Origin of the sequence: Pseudomonas sp. A-RE-22 (genome assembly GCF_019956035.1) — a bacterium.
Taxonomy (GTDB): Bacteria; Pseudomonadota; Gammaproteobacteria; order Pseudomonadales; family Pseudomonadaceae; genus Aquipseudomonas; species Aquipseudomonas brassicacearum.
The window spans coordinates 1-16,372 of the sequence record NZ_JAHBCZ010000022.1 but is presented as its reverse complement, the minus strand read 5'-3'; the positions used below and the strand labels follow the sequence as shown (position 1 = coordinate 16,372).

General features: G+C 61.4%; 17 protein-coding genes. 8 read left to right on the top strand and 9 right to left on the bottom strand.

Annotation, left to right across the window (positions count from 1 at the left end):
* Positions 1 to 29: 29 nt before the first annotated feature.
* From KGA89_RS12270 to KGA89_RS12260, 3 genes are all read right to left on the bottom strand, one after another.
* On the bottom strand, positions 30 to 1,334 hold the full coding sequence (locus tag KGA89_RS12270) for a CitMHS family transporter (RefSeq protein WP_223471677.1): 1,305 nt from the start codon (positions 1,332 to 1,334) through the stop codon (positions 30 to 32).
* A 140-nt stretch (positions 1,335 to 1,474) separates the two neighbouring features.
* Positions 1,475 to 2,800 carry a dicarboxylate/amino acid:cation symporter gene (locus KGA89_RS12265; protein WP_223471676.1) on the bottom strand — a complete coding sequence of 442 codons (1,326 nt, stop codon included), beginning with the start codon at positions 2,798 to 2,800 and terminating at the stop codon, positions 1,475 to 1,477.
* A 41-nt stretch (positions 2,801 to 2,841) separates the two neighbouring features.
* Positions 2,842 to 3,924: a 4-oxalomesaconate tautomerase gene (locus tag KGA89_RS12260; RefSeq protein ID WP_003200708.1), complete on the bottom strand. Its 1,083-nt coding sequence runs from the start codon at positions 3,922 to 3,924 to the stop codon at positions 2,842 to 2,844.
* A 169-nt stretch (positions 3,925 to 4,093) separates the two neighbouring features.
* Here KGA89_RS12260 and KGA89_RS12255 point away from each other — a divergent pair, with 169 nt between their 5' ends.
* On the top strand, positions 4,094 to 4,984 hold the full coding sequence (locus KGA89_RS12255) for a LysR family transcriptional regulator (protein WP_003200706.1): 891 nt from the start codon (positions 4,094 to 4,096) through the stop codon (positions 4,982 to 4,984).
* On the opposite strand, the gene KGA89_RS12250 is transcribed toward KGA89_RS12255, so the two are convergent.
* On the bottom strand, positions 4,909 to 6,195 hold the full coding sequence (locus KGA89_RS12250) for an MFS transporter (RefSeq protein ID WP_223471675.1): 1,287 nt from the start codon (positions 6,193 to 6,195) through the stop codon (positions 4,909 to 4,911). The two genes, KGA89_RS12255 and KGA89_RS12250, sit on opposite strands and share 76 nt — an antisense overlap.
* Before the next feature lie 125 nt (positions 6,196 to 6,320).
* Between KGA89_RS12250 and KGA89_RS12245 the strand changes: the two genes are divergently transcribed.
* Positions 6,321 to 6,779 (top strand): winged helix-turn-helix transcriptional regulator, encoded by a 459-nt coding sequence (locus KGA89_RS12245; protein WP_223471674.1) that lies wholly within the window; start codon positions 6,321 to 6,323, stop codon positions 6,777 to 6,779.
* Between the two features lie 12 nt (positions 6,780 to 6,791).
* Here the strand turns inward: KGA89_RS12245 and KGA89_RS12240 are convergent, their stop codons facing one another.
* A complete protein-coding gene (locus tag KGA89_RS12240) occupies positions 6,792 to 7,667 on the bottom strand; it encodes a LysR family transcriptional regulator (protein WP_003200698.1) in 876 nt (291 codons plus the stop codon).
* A 143-nt stretch (positions 7,668 to 7,810) separates the two neighbouring features.
* Here KGA89_RS12240 and KGA89_RS12235 point away from each other — a divergent pair, with 143 nt between their 5' ends.
* Positions 7,811 to 8,680 (top strand): NmrA family NAD(P)-binding protein, encoded by an 870-nt coding sequence (locus KGA89_RS12235; RefSeq protein ID WP_223471673.1) that lies wholly within the window; start codon positions 7,811 to 7,813, stop codon positions 8,678 to 8,680.
* An 86-nt stretch (positions 8,681 to 8,766) separates the two neighbouring features.
* On the opposite strand, the gene KGA89_RS12230 is transcribed toward KGA89_RS12235, so the two are convergent.
* From KGA89_RS12230 to KGA89_RS12215, 4 genes are all read right to left on the bottom strand, one after another.
* Positions 8,767 to 9,381, bottom strand: a complete 615-nt coding sequence (locus KGA89_RS12230) for a LysE family translocator (RefSeq protein WP_003200694.1) — start codon at positions 9,379 to 9,381, stop codon at positions 8,767 to 8,769.
* A gap of 89 nt (positions 9,382 to 9,470) precedes the next feature.
* Positions 9,471 to 9,740 carry a YceK/YidQ family lipoprotein gene (locus KGA89_RS12225; RefSeq protein WP_223471672.1) on the bottom strand — a complete coding sequence of 90 codons (270 nt, stop codon included), beginning with the start codon at positions 9,738 to 9,740 and terminating at the stop codon, positions 9,471 to 9,473.
* 56 nt (positions 9,741 to 9,796) lie between these two features.
* Complete coding sequence (locus KGA89_RS12220; RefSeq protein WP_223471671.1) at positions 9,797 to 10,690, bottom strand: LysR family transcriptional regulator; 894 nt, start codon at positions 10,688 to 10,690, stop codon at positions 9,797 to 9,799.
* Between the two features lie 133 nt (positions 10,691 to 10,823).
* A complete protein-coding gene (locus KGA89_RS12215) occupies positions 10,824 to 11,597 on the bottom strand; it encodes an SDR family oxidoreductase (protein ID WP_223471670.1) in 774 nt (257 codons plus the stop codon).
* Positions 11,598 to 11,807: 210 nt separating this feature from the next.
* Here KGA89_RS12215 and KGA89_RS12210 point away from each other — a divergent pair, with 210 nt between their 5' ends.
* The 5 genes from KGA89_RS12210 to KGA89_RS12190 all read left to right on the top strand — a co-directional run.
* The gene (locus KGA89_RS12210; RefSeq protein WP_043042596.1) at positions 11,808 to 12,449 is read left to right on the top strand and encodes a LysE family translocator; all 642 of its coding nucleotides are present in this window, start codon (positions 11,808 to 11,810) and stop codon (positions 12,447 to 12,449) included.
* A 275-nt stretch (positions 12,450 to 12,724) separates the two neighbouring features.
* On the top strand, positions 12,725 to 13,288 hold the full coding sequence (gene msuE, locus KGA89_RS12205; RefSeq protein ID WP_223471669.1) for an FMN reductase: 564 nt from the start codon (positions 12,725 to 12,727) through the stop codon (positions 13,286 to 13,288).
* Positions 13,289 to 13,347: 59 nt separating this feature from the next.
* Positions 13,348 to 14,535 carry an acyl-CoA dehydrogenase family protein gene (locus KGA89_RS12200; protein WP_038856383.1) on the top strand — a complete coding sequence of 396 codons (1,188 nt, stop codon included), beginning with the start codon at positions 13,348 to 13,350 and terminating at the stop codon, positions 14,533 to 14,535.
* 8 nt (positions 14,536 to 14,543) lie between these two features.
* Complete coding sequence (locus tag KGA89_RS12195) at positions 14,544 to 15,647, top strand: sigma-54 interaction domain-containing protein (protein ID WP_223471668.1); 1,104 nt, start codon at positions 14,544 to 14,546, stop codon at positions 15,645 to 15,647.
* 117 nt (positions 15,648 to 15,764) lie between these two features.
* Positions 15,765 to 16,372, top strand: a 608-nt coding sequence (locus KGA89_RS12190) for an LLM class flavin-dependent oxidoreductase (RefSeq protein ID WP_223471667.1), incomplete at its 3' end; no start/stop codon positions are given.

Below are 16,372 nucleotides of genomic sequence, written 5' to 3'. Positions count from 1 at the left end.
TCAGGCAAAAAGCTAAGGTGTCGGGTGAATCAGGAAAACAGCGTCAGCGCCCCGGTCAGCAGCGCCAGTGCGGTAATCACCAGGGACGTGAGCACCGCCCATTTGACGGTGGCTTTCTGGAAGTCGCCAAGGTCGCGGTCAACCATGCCCACCAGCAACAAGGTCGAGGCCACCAGCGGGCTCATCAAGTGCACCGGCTGGCCGAGAATGGACGCCCGGGCAATTTCCACCGGTTCGATGCCATAGGCGGCAGCGGCATTGGCCAGGATCGGCACGACACCGAAGTAGTAGGCATCGTTGGACAATACGAAAGTCAGCGGCATGCTGGTAATCGCCACCACCAGCGGGAACAGATGGCCCCAGGAAGGCGGAATCCAGTCGACCAGGGTTTGTGCCAGGGCATCGACCATTTTCGTCCCGGAAAAAATCCCGGCGAAGATGCCCGCGGCGAACACCAGCAGGACCACGGTCATGGCGTTGCCCGAGTGGGCGAGAATGCGCTCCTTCTGAATGTCCAGCTGCGGATAGTTGATCATCAGCGCCAGGACGAAACCGATCAGGAACAGGATCGCCGAGTGCATGAGCCCCATCACCAGCGCAACCATCACCGCAACCACCAGCAGCAGGTTGACGCAGGCCAGCTTCGGACGCTTGTGCGGCGTATTCTCGATGATCGCGTTGATGTAGCAGTCACCGCCACCGCTTTGCAGCTGGACGTTGCCGATGCGCTTGCGCTCGGCACGACCTAGCAGGAACGCCGTGAACACCACCCACATCGCACCGCCGATCATGGTCGGCAGCAAGGGCACGAAATACTCACCGGCATCCAGGCCCAATGCCGCGATCGCGCGGGTCGCCGGGCCGCCCCAAGGGGTCATGCCGCTCATGATGCTCAAGGAGAGCATGGAAACAGTCGCCAGGATCATCGGATTCATGCCGATGCGTTTGTACAGCGGCAGCATCGCGGCACAGGTGATCATGTAAGTCGTCGTGCCGTCACCGTCCAGCGCCACCAACAGCGACAGCAGCGCAGTGCCCACGGCGATCTTCATCGGGTCGCCATTGACCCGCTTGAGGATTTTGCGGATCAACGGGTCGAACAGACCGGCGTCGATCATCAGGCCGAAAAACAGGATCGCGAACAACAACAGTGCCGCCGACGGCGCGACCATTTTCAGGCCGTCCAACATCATCTTGCCGGTGGTCCCGCCAAAGCCGCCGAGCACGGCAAAGACGATGGGCACCACCGTCAGGGCGACGATCGGTGACAACCGTTTGGTCATTATCAGGAAGGTAAAGACCACCACCATGGCCAAGCCAAGTAAAGCGAGCATATGTCAGTTCTCTTGTTGTTATGAGTAGCTTGGCTGACATTCAGGCGCACGCCCCCCAACCCGCCAGGCAACACGCAAAAGTGTGCCTGGCGCAGGTAGTGAGTGAGCTGATGTGGTGCCGTCGAGTCAGCCGCGAGCGGCTAGATGTGTTTGGCGACCTTCGTGTCGTCCCAGGCTGAGTCCGTTGCCGGGGTCTGCGTCAGGGCGGGTTTGCCATCCAGGGTTCGCAACAGGAGTTCGCGGTCGCAGGCATTCTCCGAAAGGGAGATCACCACGGTCGCAACGGCGTTGCTCGCCAGGCTGGTCAACGCCCGCGCTTCGGACATGAACCGGTCGATCCCGATCAACAGGGCCAGGCCCGCCAGGGGAATGTCGTGGATGACCGTCAAGGTCGAGGCCAGGGCGACAAACCCGCTGCCGGTCACACCCGCGGCCCCCTTTGACGACAGCAGCATGATCGCCAGCATGCTGATGACCTGGGTCAGCGTCAGGTCGATGTTGCAGGCCTGGGCAATGAAGATCGCCGCCAGCGACAGGTAGATCGCCGTGCCGTCGAGGTTGAACGAGTAACCTGTCGGCAGCACCAGCCCCACGACGCCTTTCTTGCAACCCAGGGCCTGGAGTTTTTCCAACATTCGCGGCATCACCGGTTCGGTCGAGGACGTCCCCAGTACCACCAGGAATTCTTCACGCAGATAACGCAGCAGCTTCCAGAGGCTGAAGCCATGTGCGCGGCAGATGCTGCCCAACACCACGAAGACGAAGAAGGCGCAGGCGATATACAAGGTCATGATCAGCTTGGCCAGCGAGCCCAGCGACGTGATCCCGTACTGCCCCACCGTGAAGGCCAAGGCCCCGAAAGCGCCGATCGGAGCGAAACGCATCAGGTAGGAGAAAATCTTGAAGACCATGTGCGAAGCTGATTCCAGGATCTCCAGCACCGGCTTGCCGCGCTCACCCAAGGACGACAGGGCAAAACCGCAGAGCACCGCGATAAACAGCACCGGCAACACCTCGCCTTTATTGAAGGCGCCGATAAAGGTGTCGGGAATGATGTGCATGAAGAAGTCCACCACGCTCAGTTTCGCGGCGGATTCGGTGTACTGCGACAATCCTTGGGTGCTCAACTGCGTCGGATCGATGTTCATGCCCGCGCCGGGCTTGAACAGGTAGACCGACACCAGGCCGATGATCAGGCTGATCACCGTCAGCGCCAGGAACAACAGCATGGTCTTGCTCAACAAACGCCCCAGCGAGCGCTTGTCGCTCATGCCGGCGATGCCGGTGACAATGGTGCAGAACACCACCGGCGCGATCATCATCTTGATCAGCTTGATGAAGGCATCACCCAGCGGCTTCAGGGCAATTGCCTGTTGCGACCAGAAGTGCCCGACGACCACGCCCAGCAGCACGGCGCAGATGATCTGGAAGTAGAGCGATTTAACAACTTTCATGGCATCACCCATTTTTAGAATTGTTCTGATGCAAAAGACCCTGGCTGCCTGGGCTATCCGGCCAGCCGCTGGGACGCCGTGGCGTAGACGTAACCTGAGAAAAGCCGGCGCGCGGTACGTACTACCGAAGCCCGAATGGTCTCACCCTTTTCACCGGTGTAGGACAGTACGACATCAATGCCGCCGCTTGGGTGCTCAATCCGAACCTGTTGCAAGCGCGGCTCGCTGACGATGCCAAGCAACTGTGCGACGACGCTGTCTTCGGTCACACACGCAGTGGCCAAGCCGATGGAACCGGTGATCGCCAGGGCGCGGTGACAGTTGTGTGGCATGAAATAACGCACCTGGACCGTCCCGCCAGACTTGGCCGGAGACACCAGCACCGGTTTGGGAATGACCTTGTCACTGACATCACCCAAGCCCATGGCCAGGCCGGCTTTCAGGCGCAGGGACTCCAGGCGCTGCAGGAAGGCTTTATCGGCGTCCAGCTCAGCGGGGCTTTCATCGCCGCGCTTGCCAAGCTGACTGGCTTGAACGATCACCATCGGCATCGCCATGTCGATGCAGGTCACCGGGATGCCGTCGATCAGGTCCTGGGGTTGTCCAGTGGGAAAGAGTTTCCCTGTCTTGCTGCCCGCCGCATCGAGAAAGGTCAGTTGCACCGGAGCCGCTGTGCCGGGCACGCCATCGATGGCGGTGTCGCCTTCATAGCGGACTTTGCCTTCCGGGGTTTGCACTTCGGAATTCACGAAGGTCCCGGTATTGAGGTTGCGAATACGCACCCGGGTCAGGTCGCCGGAAGGCTTGACCAGTCCCTGCTCGATAGCGAACGGGCCGACGGCGCAGAGCATGTTGCCGCAGTTGGGGGCGGTATCGACCCGACGCTGGGAAACCATGACCTGGACGAACAAATAATCGACATCCGCATCAGGGTGCAGCGATGGGCTGACGATCGCCACTTTGCTGGTTTGTGGACTGCCGCCACCGATGCCGTCGATTTCCAACTCATGGCCCGAGCCCATCAGGTTGAGCAGCAGCTCGTCACGTTCAGCGATGGCGACCGGCAGATCCCAGGCGAGAAATACCGGGCCTTTGGACGTACCGCCGCGCATTAGCACACAAGGAATTCGCTGCATGTTCACTAACTCTTGTTGATCAATCTGGATAATTGATGCTCTGGAAACAAGAGTGGCAGGGTTTGAAAAGTGTTTCCAATGCAAAGATCAGAGCGATTATTGCGTTTCACAAATGAATTGCTTTACGCTAATTATCATCGCGCACGGCCCTTCCCCGGTGAGGTAGCACATGGAATATGAACTCCAGGACATACGATCTTTCGTGAAAATCGCCGAACTCGGCAGTTTCCACGAAGCCGCTGACGCACTGCATCTGTCGCAACCAGCCTTGAGCCGACGGATGAAAAAACTCGAGGAAGGCCTGGGAACCGCTTTACTCGATCGCACCACCCGCAAGGTCAGCCTGACGAGCGTCGGCCGTGATTTCCTGCCCAAGGCGCGGCGCCTGCTGGATGATTTCGACGACTCGATTCTCAACATCCGCGAGCTGGCGGAGCGGCAGATCGGCCGGGTAACTTTGGCCTGCATTCCCACGGCAGCGTTTTATTTCCTGCCTTCGGTGATCCGCCTCTACAACGAGCGCTACCCGAAAATCCGCATCCGCCTGCTCGACCTCAGCGCCAACGAAGGGCTCGAAGCGGTTCTGCGCGGCGAAGCCGACTTCGGCATCAACATGATGAGCGGCCAGCACCCGGACATCGAGTTCGTGCCCCTGGTCAACGAACCCTTTGTGCTGGCCTGCCGGCGCGATCATGAATTGGCTGAACGCAGTGCGGTTACCTGGTCGGAACTCAGTGATTATCGGCTGATCGGTGTTGGTCGCCTGAGCGGCAACCGCATGCTGCTGGACCACGCACTGTCGGGCCTGAGCTGGCGCCCGCAATGGTTTTACGAAGTGCAGCACCTGTCCACGTCGCTGGGATTGGTCGAGGCTGGCCTCGGCGTGTCGGCGATGCCCAGCCTGGCGATGCCGGCCGGGGATCATCCAACGCTGGTCAGCGTGCCGCTGATCGAGCCGGTGGTAAACCGCTCGCTGGGCCTGGTCTACCGCCGGGGCGCATCGCTCTCCCCGGCTGCGGAGAAGTTCGTCTCGATCCTGCTTGAGCAGTGGCCGCAATGAAGCGAGAGCCTCCACACTGCCAACGCGGCGAGGCTGATCAAGGCGCCTAGCAGGCTGACCGCCATCCAGCCCCACAGCGCATAAACCTGGGTCGCGGCCGCCGCGCCCAGCGCGCTGCCCGCCGAGTAGAAACACATGTACGCGCCGACCATGCGACTTTGCGCGTCGGGCCGTGCTGCGAAGATCAAGCTCTGGTTGGTGACATGCACGGCTTGCACCGCGAAGTCGAGCAACACCACGCCGCACACCAGTGCGATCAGGGAGGTTTCGGTAAACGTGATAGGCAGCCAGGAGAGCGTCAGGAGCCCCAGCGACCAGCCGGTAACGCGTTGTCCAAAGCCTTGATCGGCCCAGCGACCGGCCCTTCTGGCTGCCAGGGCCCCGGCGACGCCAGCCAGGCCAAACAGGCCGATGGCCGTATGTGAAAGCGACAGCGGCGCGGCGCTCAACGGCAGCACCATGGCGGTCCATAACACCGAAAACGCGGCAAAGATCAGCAAGGCCAGCAGCCCCCTGATCCGTAGCACCGGCTCGGTCATGAACAGCTTGAACAGCGACCGGATGAGCGCCAGGTAAGGCTGCCGGTCAGGTGACGACACGGCGGCAGGCACCACTGCCCAGAACACTGCCGCGATGGTCAGCATCAATCCCGCGGAAACGAAATAAACCCCGCGCCAGCCCGCCAGATCGGCAATCACTCCAGAGGTAAACCGCGCCAGGAGAATACCCAGGACCACGCCGCTGGTGACGGTTCCCACGGCCTGCCCCCGTTGGGAGGGCGTAGACAGCACGGCGGCATAGGCCACCAGCACTTGGACAACCACCGCCAGCAAGCCCATCACGATCATGGCCCCCAGCAAAGCCAACCAATGCTGGGCGGCACCGACGACCGCCAGCACAAGCGCGGACAACACCAATTGCGCGAAAACCAGGCGTTTACGGTTGACCCTGTCCCCCAGCGGGACGATGAACAGCAACCCCAGCGCGTAACCCACCTGAGTGGCCGTCACCACCACCCCGATCAATCCTGACGCGACGCCCAGGCTCTCGGCCATCGAGGCGAGCAAGGGCTGGGCGAAGTAGACATTGGCGACGGCCAGTGCGCAGGTCACGGAAAACAATAACGTGAGCGCCGGCGAAAGCCCGGCACATTGGTCGTCACTCAAATTTCCCGAAGGCTGCTGGGTGCAACAATCGACATCTGCTGTCATGCACGTCTCCTTGACGCTAAACTGGTTTCAATTGAAAACCTGACTGGATTGTTGCCTGATCAGGTTTCGATTTGCAACCACAGACATCGACCGGACTTGCGATGCTTTTTCAGGAGGTCAATACAATGGAAAACGCTTCACCGCAAAACAGCGAATGCCCGGTAGCCAGGACACTGGACGTGATTGGCGATCGCTGGTCGCTCATGATCATTCGTGATGCATTCGACGACATTCGCCGCTTCAGCGAATTTCAGAAGAGCCTGGGCGTGGCCAAGAACATTCTGGCTTCGCGACTCAAGGCGTTGGTCGAGGTCGGGGTGTTCGACGTTCGACCCGCATCCGATGGAAGCGCCTACAAGGAATACGTCCTGACAGACAAAGGCCGGGCGATCTTTCCGGTCGTGGTAAGCCTGCGACAGTGGGGCGAACGCTTCCTGTTCGAGCCGGGAGAAACGCGTTCCGCGCTGTTGGACAACACGTCCGGGCAGGCCCTCATGCCGATGGATGTTCGATCCTCAAGCGGTCAGAAACTCGGACCGGCCGATTGCCACAGGGTGAGGCTCATTGCCGACAACCCGACGTGAGATTGATCGTCCCTACCCCTTCAGTACCAACGACATGTCCGGGTACCTGGCGCACATGAAATCGACAAATGCGCGCACCTTCGGCGCAGCAAGACGCCGGGACGTGTGCAAGACCCAGAGTTCGGCTTCCTTCCCCGATACCGTGCCCCACTGGACCAACTCGCCACTGGCCAACTGGTTCCATGCGATGGACTGTGGAATGAGGGCAGCCCCACCACCGGCGATGGCCGCATCGCGGATCATCAGGAACGAAGAGAAGCGCAGCCTGGGGATCGGCTCCAGAATCAGGCTGCCGCCATCGAGTGTCCAATGGGTGGGCTCGAAACTGGACATCACAACACCGGGAACTGAGCGGATGGCGCCGGGTGCAGGCCGAGGTAATCCAGGCGCGGCCACCACCACCAGCCGGTCCTTGGCGAAACAGCGACCGACTAAATCGCTGTCCGGGCTGGGGTTGATCCGGATGGCGACATCAAATTGTTCCTCGACGAGATCAACCACGCGATCCTCCGAAATGACCTCGATCGTGACGTCCGGGTAAGCCGCACAAAACGCTGCGCCGATGCCGCCCATCGCAAGCTGCGAAAACAGGACCGGGGCAGCGACACGCAAGCGTCCGCGAGGCGTCGATACGCCCTCCTTCGCCGCCGCCATGGCTTCGACCACCTCGGCCAACGGCCCTTCGGCCCTGCTCAGCAGCAGCTCTCCAGCCTCGGTGAGCTTCAGACCACGCGCACTGCGCTCGATCAGCCTGACGCCCAATTGCTCCTCGAGGTCGGCAATGCGGCGCGACAAGGTTGCCTTGGATATTCCGCTCGCACGGCTTGCTTTTCCCAACCCCTCGTTCGTTGCGACGAGGGTGAAATCGATCAGCGCGTTCAGGTTCATGCTGTTCCACTTTTGAAACGGAGTGTCTACATCCTGGCGTCTTCGTTTTGTTTCTGCAACGGAATATCGTTTGATCATCGCAACGGGCCGACAAGGCCGTAGCGGACTTTTCCGGCTACCCACCCTTTTGCAGGAGATTCAACATGAGCATTCTCATTACCGGCGCCACGGGCACCATCGGTTCACTCATCATCCAGCGCCTCGCCGACGCAGGCGCCGACGTCAAAGCCCTCGTGCGCCAGCCTGGCAAGGGAACATTCCCGGCGGGCGTGACTGAAGTCGTTGCCGACCTCACCGACGTGCCTTCGCTGCGCGAGGCGCTGGCGTCGGTGCGTACGCTGTTCCTGCTCAATGCCGTGACCCCCGACGAGGTGACACAAGCCCTCATCACCTTGAACCTCGCTCGCGAGGCCGGCATCGAGCGCATCGTCTACCTGTCGGTGATTCACGCTGACAAGTTCACCCACGTTCCGCACTTCACCGGCAAGCACACGGTCGAGCGCATGATCGAAAGCCTCGACATCCCGGCGACCATCCTGCGCCCGGCGTACTTCATGCAAAACGAATTGATGGTCCAGCAGACGATTCAGAACTACTCGGTGTACCCGATGCCGATCGGCTCGGCGGGCGTCTCGATGATCGATGCCCGCGACATCGCCGATATCGCCGCTGCCGAGTTGCTGCGACGCGACAGGGCACCTTTGGCCCTGGACCGTGTAACCCTCGAGCTGGTCGGCCCACAAGCACTGACCGGTGCCGCCGCGGCGAATATCTGGAGTTCCGCCCTGGGTCGCGAGATCGCCTACGGCGGTGACGATGTGGCCGCCTTCGAAGCGCAATTGGCCGCGTACGGTCCCGCCTGGCTGGCTTATGACATGCGCCTGATGATGTCCGGTATCCAGACGTTTGGCATGCAGGCTGCTGAAGGAACCGTGGAACGGCTACAAACCATCCTCGGGCGTCCGTTGCGCACCTACGAAGACTTCGTCCGCGAGGCCACCGCAGGGGTTTGAACAGCTGGGCAGTATGCGCCAGGTCGGTCAGCGGAACACCGACCTGGCGTGCAACGAGGAAGGCTTGCTCCAGCAACGGCTACTCGCTAAACCAGCTGGCGAATCCCCAGAGACAAAATCAAACCACCACACAGTCGATCAATTGCTTTTTTCCTACCTTGATAGGCGCAAGCAATCCTCGGTTGCGAAAGCGCAATTGCGACCATTGCATACCAGGCCATTGAAACCACCACGACAACTGCCAGCATCGACAAAAACGTGCCTGGCGAAACGTGGGCGGGAGCCGCGGCTGAAAAAACAGCGGCATAGAAAGCCATGGACTTGGGGTTGCCAATGTTGGTGATCACCCCCTGAATAAAGGACTGGCGGCAACTACCGGCGACGGCATCATTCAGCGGGCCCGGCGCATTCCTCCCCGCGTTGATCAGCAGTCGGAATCCGAACCACATCAGGTAGGCTGCGCCCAGAACCTTTACAACCAGCGCAGCCCAAGGGAGCGCAGCAAATACAACCCCGAGACCTGCAATCGCACAGGTGGACCAGAACAGGTTGACCAGTACGATTCCCGCCACCAAGGCCAGCGCTTCAGAGCGCGTAGCCGCCACCGCCTTATGGACCACCGCGACGAAATTCGGTCCAGGAATCACGACACCAGCCAGGTAGACCAAAAAAACTGTCAAGACAGCGGAACCGTCGATCATGTGCGTCCCTCGCGAAATCTGTAGGCGGTGATCGTCACCAAAAATGCCGCATTGCTGCCCCACGGATTCAACCCATCGAGGCAATACACCTACTCCTCGGCAGGCCTCATATGAAAAATCGTATAAGGCAGGATCAGCGTATCGGCGACGATGCTGAAAGGAAGGTCGACGACGGCAAACGGTGCCAGCGCGCGTGAATACACGTCGTTGTCATTCGTCGAGGCCTTGATGATCTCGATATCGGTCGCCGCACCGCAGTAAGGATGGCGGCCGCAGAGCTGTCCCATGCCAAAGGTTTCGTTGGCCGTGGCGCATCCGCCCAGCAGCGCCATCGTCAAAACCATTACTACGATCCGCATGACGCGCCCCTCCCCCAGGAAAGGCCGGACTGTAGCATTAAAGCCGCCCCGACGGCTCAGCGCTCAAGGCCAGGCCCCAGCAGGGTCGCGAACCACTCGATGAACACCCCGAGACGCCGTGAGCTCTGACGTCGATCAGGGTAGAGCGCCGAAACCGTCATGGGTGCGGGGCGATAGCTGTCCATCACTGTCTCCAAGGCGCCCGAATCGAGCAGGTGCTGGACATCGAATAACGGCACCTGAATCAATCCAAGCCCGGCACAGCACGCCGCGATGTAGCTTTCCGCGTTGTTGACGACAAGGCGGCAGGGCAAGGCCAGTGTCCGTTCGCCGTACTCCCAACAAGCTTCATTTGCACCCGCCGTTGTCATGTAGCCGATGCACACATGGCCGTCTCTCAGGTCATCGGGATGCTGGGGCACGCCAAACTCGGCCAGATACGCGGGGCTGGCGCAATTGACCAGTCGCACCTGGCCCAACGGTTTCATCACCAGGCTGCTGATCTGTGGGGTGCCAAACCGGATGACGCAGTCGACGCCGTCCTGCACCAGATCGATTGCACGGTCAGTCGAGCGCAGGCCAAGTTGCAATTGCGGGTAGCGGCGCAGGAAATCGGGTAACGCCGGGATGATCATGCGCCGGGCAATACGGCTGGGCACATCGATATCGAGGCGGCCCGAGACCTGCTCCTGACTGTTCTGGAACAACTGGTCGATCTCGTCGACGTCCAGCAGCACCTGGCTCGCCCTCACCAGTAGCTGGCGGCCATCAGCGGTCAGCGACACCTTGCGAGTGGTTCGATTCAACAGCCGAGTACCCGCGTTGGCCTCAAGCTGTTGAACGGCAGCCGACACGGTGGCCCGCGGCAGTTTCATCAACCGCGCCGCCTGAATGAAACTGCCGAGCTCGGCGACCAGAACGAAGATGCGGTACTGCTCGATTCTGTCCATGGTTTCAATGCTCGAACGGGCGCAACGGGTGATGAAGCACAAGTTGATCGGCGTTCATGACGACACCATGGCGATGGATTTACAGGTAACAGGGTAATCGCCGTTGCGCAGGCACAACGGCTTTTTTGCTCGATTACTTGGTGGTGTAACCGCCATTGATCAGAATCGTTTGACCGGTCACCCACCAGCCATCGCTGACAAGGTTGCGGATGAAGGGCGCCACGTCCTCGATATCCGTCAGGCCGGTGCGCGAGAACGGTGACAATGCCGCAGCCGTCTTGTGGTAGTTGACCGCATCCTCGCCCTCGGCCGGATAGAAAAACGGCGTATCCATCGGGCCGGGCCCTACGGCCGTTACCGAAATGCCGCGGGCCCCCAATTCTTTGGCTGCGGCCCGGGTGAATTGCTCGACGGGAGCCTTGCTGCCGGCATAGGCCGCATAGAACGGGGTAAATGCACCGAGTAACGAGGTGACGATGGTGCAGATCTTGCCGTTATCGTTGAGCTGTTTTCCAGCTTCCTTGAGAAAGAAGAACGCAGCCTTGGCATTGACCGCCATCATCTCGTCGTACTCGGCCTCGGTAATCTCGGCCATGGGCTTTTTCAAGACCTTTCCAACGGTGTTGATCGCAATGTCCGGCCGTCCCACCGCCACCACTGCATCATTGAACAATTTCTCTACGGCAGCGGCCGTGGTCAAGTCCGCTTGCAGCGCCACGGCCTTTGCTCCAAGGGCCTCGATTGCGGCCACGGTAGCGTTCGCGTCGGCCTGGCTGGAAGCACTGTTGTAATGCACCACCACGGCCTTGGCGCCGTGTCGGGCCAAGTCACGGGCGATCAAGCCGCCGAGGTTTTTCACGCCCCCGGCGATCAGCACGACTTTACCGTTGATTGAATGATCTGGCATGGCGAGACTCCTTCCACTGGTTGAGGAATTGCCAGTCTAGGGCGGTGCCGGGCAAAGATAAGCGGGCGGGCGCTGGATGCACTGTTCAGGATACCCGGCCAATCGCTGCTGCGCGGCTACACCGATAGAAACCTTGTTGAGGCCGTATTCAGCCAACCCCCGGTTCTCCTGTAGGATGCACATCCTCTCAATCAGTCGCGAATGTGATCAATGGAACTGCACTCAATTCTCGCCTTTACCCTGGTCGCGGCAATCGCCATCGCCAGTCCCGGACCTGCCACCTTGATGGCGATCAATAACAGCCTGGCCTACGGGCCGCGCTACGCGGTGTGGTCGTCGGTGGGCAACGCCAGCGGGCTGTTCTGCTTGTCGGCCGCCGCCATGCTGGGGCTGGGCGCTTTGCTCGCCAGCTCCGAATGGCTGTTCAACGCCGTGAAAGTCCTGGGGGCGGGTTATCTGTTCTACCTGGGCGCCAGGCAGCTGTTCAAAAAGAGCCCGATACTCGCGCAGGACGTGCAAGCGGACGGCACGACCAGCAAGCCATCGCGTTCAAAGCTGTACAAGTCGGCCTTCCTGACAGCCATCACCAACCCCAAGGCGACGATGTTCTTCACCGCCCTGTTCCCGCAATTCATCGACCAGAGCGCCGCACTGCTGCCGCAGTTCCTGATTCTTACGTCGATATTCGCAGGCTTGTCGCTGGTTTCCTTGAGCCTGTATGCCGCCATTGCGGCCCAGGCCAAAGGCGTGCTGAAACGGCCCGCGTTTTCCGTGTGGATCAGCAGGCTCGTTGGCTCGACGTTCATCGGCTTCGGTGCGGCCATTCTGGCGATGCGGCGGCCGGCTGTTTAGGACGGCTGCATGTTTGTCCCGCCCCAACTTGCTGAATAAACAAGAACTGAAGCCGTTGCTCGACGTGCATCAATCCCAGCACTGAAAACTGTTGCCACAGGAACATCGGCTCAACTGTTGCCTGTGCAACAGCCACTCAACAATTCATCCGCCAGATCAACAGTCACCCCCCTCTCCTACCCCACGAAGCCCAGTAAACACTGGGCTTTTCACATTGGTACGGCCCTTGCTCAAGCTCATGTACCTCGATCAACAGTCCAACAGGAACACCTAGGATGAGCACTCCTCTGAAAGTCGTCGCCGTCTCCGGCGGTACCTCCCGCCCCTCCCGCACTCTGGCACTGACCGAAGCCATCCTGGGCGAGCTCGGCCAGCATCTGGTCATCGATACCCACTTGATCGAACTGGGCAACATTGCCCGTCCGCTGGGCGGCGCGCTGTGGCGCAAGGAATTGCCGGAAACCGTCGAGCACGAACTGCGCTTGATCGAGTCTGCCGACCTGCTGGTGGTGGCCGCACCGGTCTATCGCGGCACCTATCCGGGCCTGTTCAAGCATTTGTTCGACCTGGTCGGTCAGGACGCCCTGGTCAACACGCCGGTACTGCTGGCCGCCACCGGTGGCAGCGAGCGTCATGCCCTGGTCCTCGATCACCAATTGCGCCCGCTGTTCAGCTTCTTCCAGTCACTCACCTTGCCCATCGGCGTGTACGCCAGCGAGACCGATTTCGCCGACTACCGCATCGTCAGCGAGACCTTGCAGTCGCGCATCGAGCTGGCGGCCGCGCGCGCCGCTCGCCTGTTTTCCGGCCAGGCACACGCCCTGCGCAAGATCGCCTGAGGAGCCCGCATGAATCACGACTGCATTTGCCTGGAAGGCCTTTTTGCGAGGGATATCGCGTGAGAACCCAACAACAGCCAACCGTACTGACCCCGCTGCAGACCGCCCGCCGCCTGGCGGTGGAATTCGCCGAAACCGCCGTAGAGCGCGACGAGGCCGGCGGCACGCCCAAGGAGCAACGCGACGCCATTCGCCAAAGCGGCCTGCTGGCCTTGAGCATTCCAACCCAGTTTGGCGGCCTCGGCGCCAGTTGGAGCGAAACCCTTGGGGTGGTGCGCGAGTTCGCCAAGGTGGACAGTTCCATCGCCCACGTCTTCGGTTTCCAGCACCTGATGCTGGCCACCGTGCGCCTGTTTTCGCGCCCCGATCAGTGGCAACCCTGGTTCGAACAGACCGCCCGCAAGAACTGGTTCTGGGGCAATGCACTGAACCCCCTGGACACCCGTACCGTGGTCAAGACCTTTGACGGCTGGCGGGAATTTTCCGGCAAGAAGAGCTTCTGTTCCGGTGCCAGCGACTCGGAAATGCTGATCGCCTCGGCCATCGACGAAAGCGCCGGCGGCAAACTGCTGATTGCCGCGATCCCCAGTGGCCGCACCGGCATCACCCTGCACGGCGACTGGGACAATATGGGCCAGCGCCAGACCGACAGTGGCAGCGCCACCTTCGAACGGGTGCGCGTGGAAGAGAACGAGTTGCTGCTTGACCCCGGCCCCCTGAGCACGCATTTCGCCTGCCTGCGCCCGTTGATCGCCCAATTGCATTTCTCCCATATCTTCCTCGGCATCGCCGAAGGCGCCCTGGAAGAGGCTCGTCAGTACACCCTCAAGGAAGGCCGTCCGTGGTTCCGCTCCAAGGCTCAGCATGTCAGCGAAGACCCCTACGTGCTGCGTCACTACGGTGAGTTCTGGGTCGGCCTGGAAAGCGTGCGCCTGCTGGTGGAGCGTGCCGCCGAGCAGCTCGATGAGGCCTGGCACAAGGGGCACGCGCTGGGTGCCGAGGAACGCGCACAACTGGCGTTGTCCATCGCCACCGCCAAAGTCGCCGCCGTACGCACCGGCCTGGATATCTGTAGCCGTCTGTTCGAAGTCACCGGAGCCCGCGCCACCCATGCATCGCTGCGTCTCGACCGCCATTGGCGCAACCTGCGCACCCAGAGCCTGCACGACCCGGTGGATTACAAACTCCACGAACTGGGTGAATGGGCGCTGAACCAGACGCGGCCTACCCCCTCCTTCTACTCATAGGGATGCCCATGCAACTGCTGACTCTCCCCCCTTCGCCAACACTGGCTACCTCGATCCGGGCGACCGCACAGGTCTTCGAAGACCCAAGATCGCAGGCGCTGCTCGCCCACGTGCAACAGGTCGCCCCCAGCGAGGCCAGCGTCCTGATCATTGGCGAGACCGGCACGGGCAAGGAGCTGGTCGCACGCCACATCCACAACCTCAGCGGCCGACGCGCCGGGCCCTTCGTCGCCGTCAACTGCGGAGCCTTTTCCGAATCGCTGGTGGAGGCGGAGCTGTTCGGCCACGAGAAAGGTGCCTTCACCGGCGCCCTCGCCGCCAAGGCCGGCTGGTTCGAGGAGGCCAATGGCGGCACGTTGTTCCTCGACGAGATCGGCGACCTGCCGATGGCCATACAGGTCAAGCTGTTGCGTGTATTGCAAGAGCGCGAGGTGGTGCGCCTGGGCTCGCGCAAGAGCATCCCGATCGACGTGCGCGTAGTCGCTGCCACCAACGTGCAACTGGACAAGGCCATCGGCGCCGGCCACTTCCGCGAGGATCTGTACTACCGTCTCGACGTGGTCAGCCTGCAACTCTATCCGCTGCGTGAGCGGCCGGGCGACATCCTGCCGCTGACCCATCACTTCATCAAGACCTACTGCAACCGCCTGGGCTACGGCGAAGTGCGCCTGACCTCGGGAGCCGAGCGCAAACTGGTGGACTACGGCTGGCCGGGCAACATTCGCGAACTGGAGAACGTCATCCACCACACCCTGCTGGTATGCCGCAACGGCCTGGTGCAGGAAGACGACCTGCGCCTGTCGTCCCTGCGGATCGAGCGCCAGGAACAACCGCAGGCCAGCCTCGGCGAGAGCGCCGACGAACAACTGCTGCGCACCTTCCACCGGTTGTTCGAAGAACAGGCCGGCGGCCTCCACGAGAAGGTTGAAGACAGCCTGCTGCGCGCCGCCTACCGCTTTTGCCACTGCAACCAGGTGCGCACAGCCAGCTTGCTGGGCCTGAGTCGCAACGTCACGCGAGCGCGACTGATCGCCATCGGCGAGTTGGTGGTCAACCGGCGCCGTCCGGACGCCAAAACACGCCCGGGCCGAGCCCTGCAACTGTCGATCTAATCAAAATAAAACCAGGCGATGCGGCCCGGCCGACAAAGCCCCAATACGCCAAGCGTTGCGATACCGGAAGGACCTATGCGCCTTTCCAGACTCCCAACCGCACAAGGATCAAACCTCATGAGCCTGGATATTTTCTGGTTCCTTCCCACCTCCGGCGACACCCGCTACCTGGGCCATTCCGGCAGCGGCCGACCGGCGACCAACGCCTACATGCGCCAGATCGCCGTGGCCGCCGATCAGCTCGGCTACGATGGCCTGCTGATTCCCACCGGGGCCAGTTGCCTGGATCCCTGGGTGACCGCCGCCAGCCTGGTTCCGGTGACCCAGCGCATCAAGCTGCTGGTAGCGCTGCGCACTTCGCTGGGCAACCCCACGGCGTCGGCACGCCAGGCCGCCAGCCTGGACCAGGCCAGTGGTGGTCGCCTGCTGCTCAACGTCGTACCGGGCGGCGACGCTACCGAACTGGAGGCCGACGGTGTGTTCCTCACGCACGACGAACGCTACGACGCCTCCGACGAGTTCCTGACCATCTGGCGGCGCCTGCTCCAAGGCGAGACCGTCGACTTCGATGGCAAGCATCTGAAGGTACGTGGCGCCCAGAACTTCTTCCCTCCCGTGCAACAACCCCACCCGCCGCTGTACTTCGGCGGCTCATCAGAAGCGGCCCACGAGCTGGCGGCCAAGCATGTGGACGCCTACCTGACCTGGGGCGAGCCGCCAGCGGC

Excerpts from the sequence above, each read along its gene's own strand:
- KGA89_RS12260 (WP_003200708.1), bottom strand. The coding sequence starts at position 3,924 with ATGCAGCGAATTCCTTGTGTGCTAATGCGCGGCGGTACGTCCAAAGGC.
- KGA89_RS12245 (WP_223471674.1), top strand. The coding sequence starts at position 6,321 with ATGGAAAACGCTTCACCGCAAAACAGCGAATGCCCGGTAGCCAGGACA.
- KGA89_RS12235 (WP_223471673.1), top strand. The coding sequence starts at position 7,811 with ATGAGCATTCTCATTACCGGCGCCACGGGCACCATCGGTTCACTCATC.
- KGA89_RS12250 (WP_223471675.1), bottom strand. The coding sequence starts at position 6,195 with ATGACAGCAGATGTCGATTGTTGCACCCAGCAGCCTTCGGGAAATTTG.
- KGA89_RS12265 (WP_223471676.1), bottom strand. The coding sequence starts at position 2,800 with ATGGGTGATGCCATGAAAGTTGTTAAATCGCTCTACTTCCAGATCATC.
- msuE (WP_223471669.1), top strand. The coding sequence starts at position 12,725 with ATGAGCACTCCTCTGAAAGTCGTCGCCGTCTCCGGCGGTACCTCCCGC.
- KGA89_RS12215 (WP_223471670.1), bottom strand. The coding sequence starts at position 11,597 with ATGCCAGATCATTCAATCAACGGTAAAGTCGTGCTGATCGCCGGGGGC.
- KGA89_RS12270 (WP_223471677.1), bottom strand. The coding sequence starts at position 1,334 with ATGCTCGCTTTACTTGGCTTGGCCATGGTGGTGGTCTTTACCTTCCTG.
- KGA89_RS12210 (WP_043042596.1), top strand. The coding sequence starts at position 11,808 with ATGGAACTGCACTCAATTCTCGCCTTTACCCTGGTCGCGGCAATCGCC.
- KGA89_RS12230 (WP_003200694.1), bottom strand. The coding sequence starts at position 9,381 with ATGATCGACGGTTCCGCTGTCTTGACAGTTTTTTTGGTCTACCTGGCT.
- KGA89_RS12240 (WP_003200698.1), bottom strand. The coding sequence starts at position 7,667 with ATGAACCTGAACGCGCTGATCGATTTCACCCTCGTCGCAACGAACGAG.
- KGA89_RS12220 (WP_223471671.1), bottom strand. The coding sequence starts at position 10,690 with ATGGACAGAATCGAGCAGTACCGCATCTTCGTTCTGGTCGCCGAGCTC.
- KGA89_RS12255 (WP_003200706.1), top strand. The coding sequence starts at position 4,094 with ATGGAATATGAACTCCAGGACATACGATCTTTCGTGAAAATCGCCGAA.
- KGA89_RS12195 (WP_223471668.1), top strand. The coding sequence starts at position 14,544 with ATGCAACTGCTGACTCTCCCCCCTTCGCCAACACTGGCTACCTCGATC.
- KGA89_RS12225 (WP_223471672.1), bottom strand. The coding sequence starts at position 9,740 with ATGCGGATCGTAGTAATGGTTTTGACGATGGCGCTGCTGGGCGGATGC.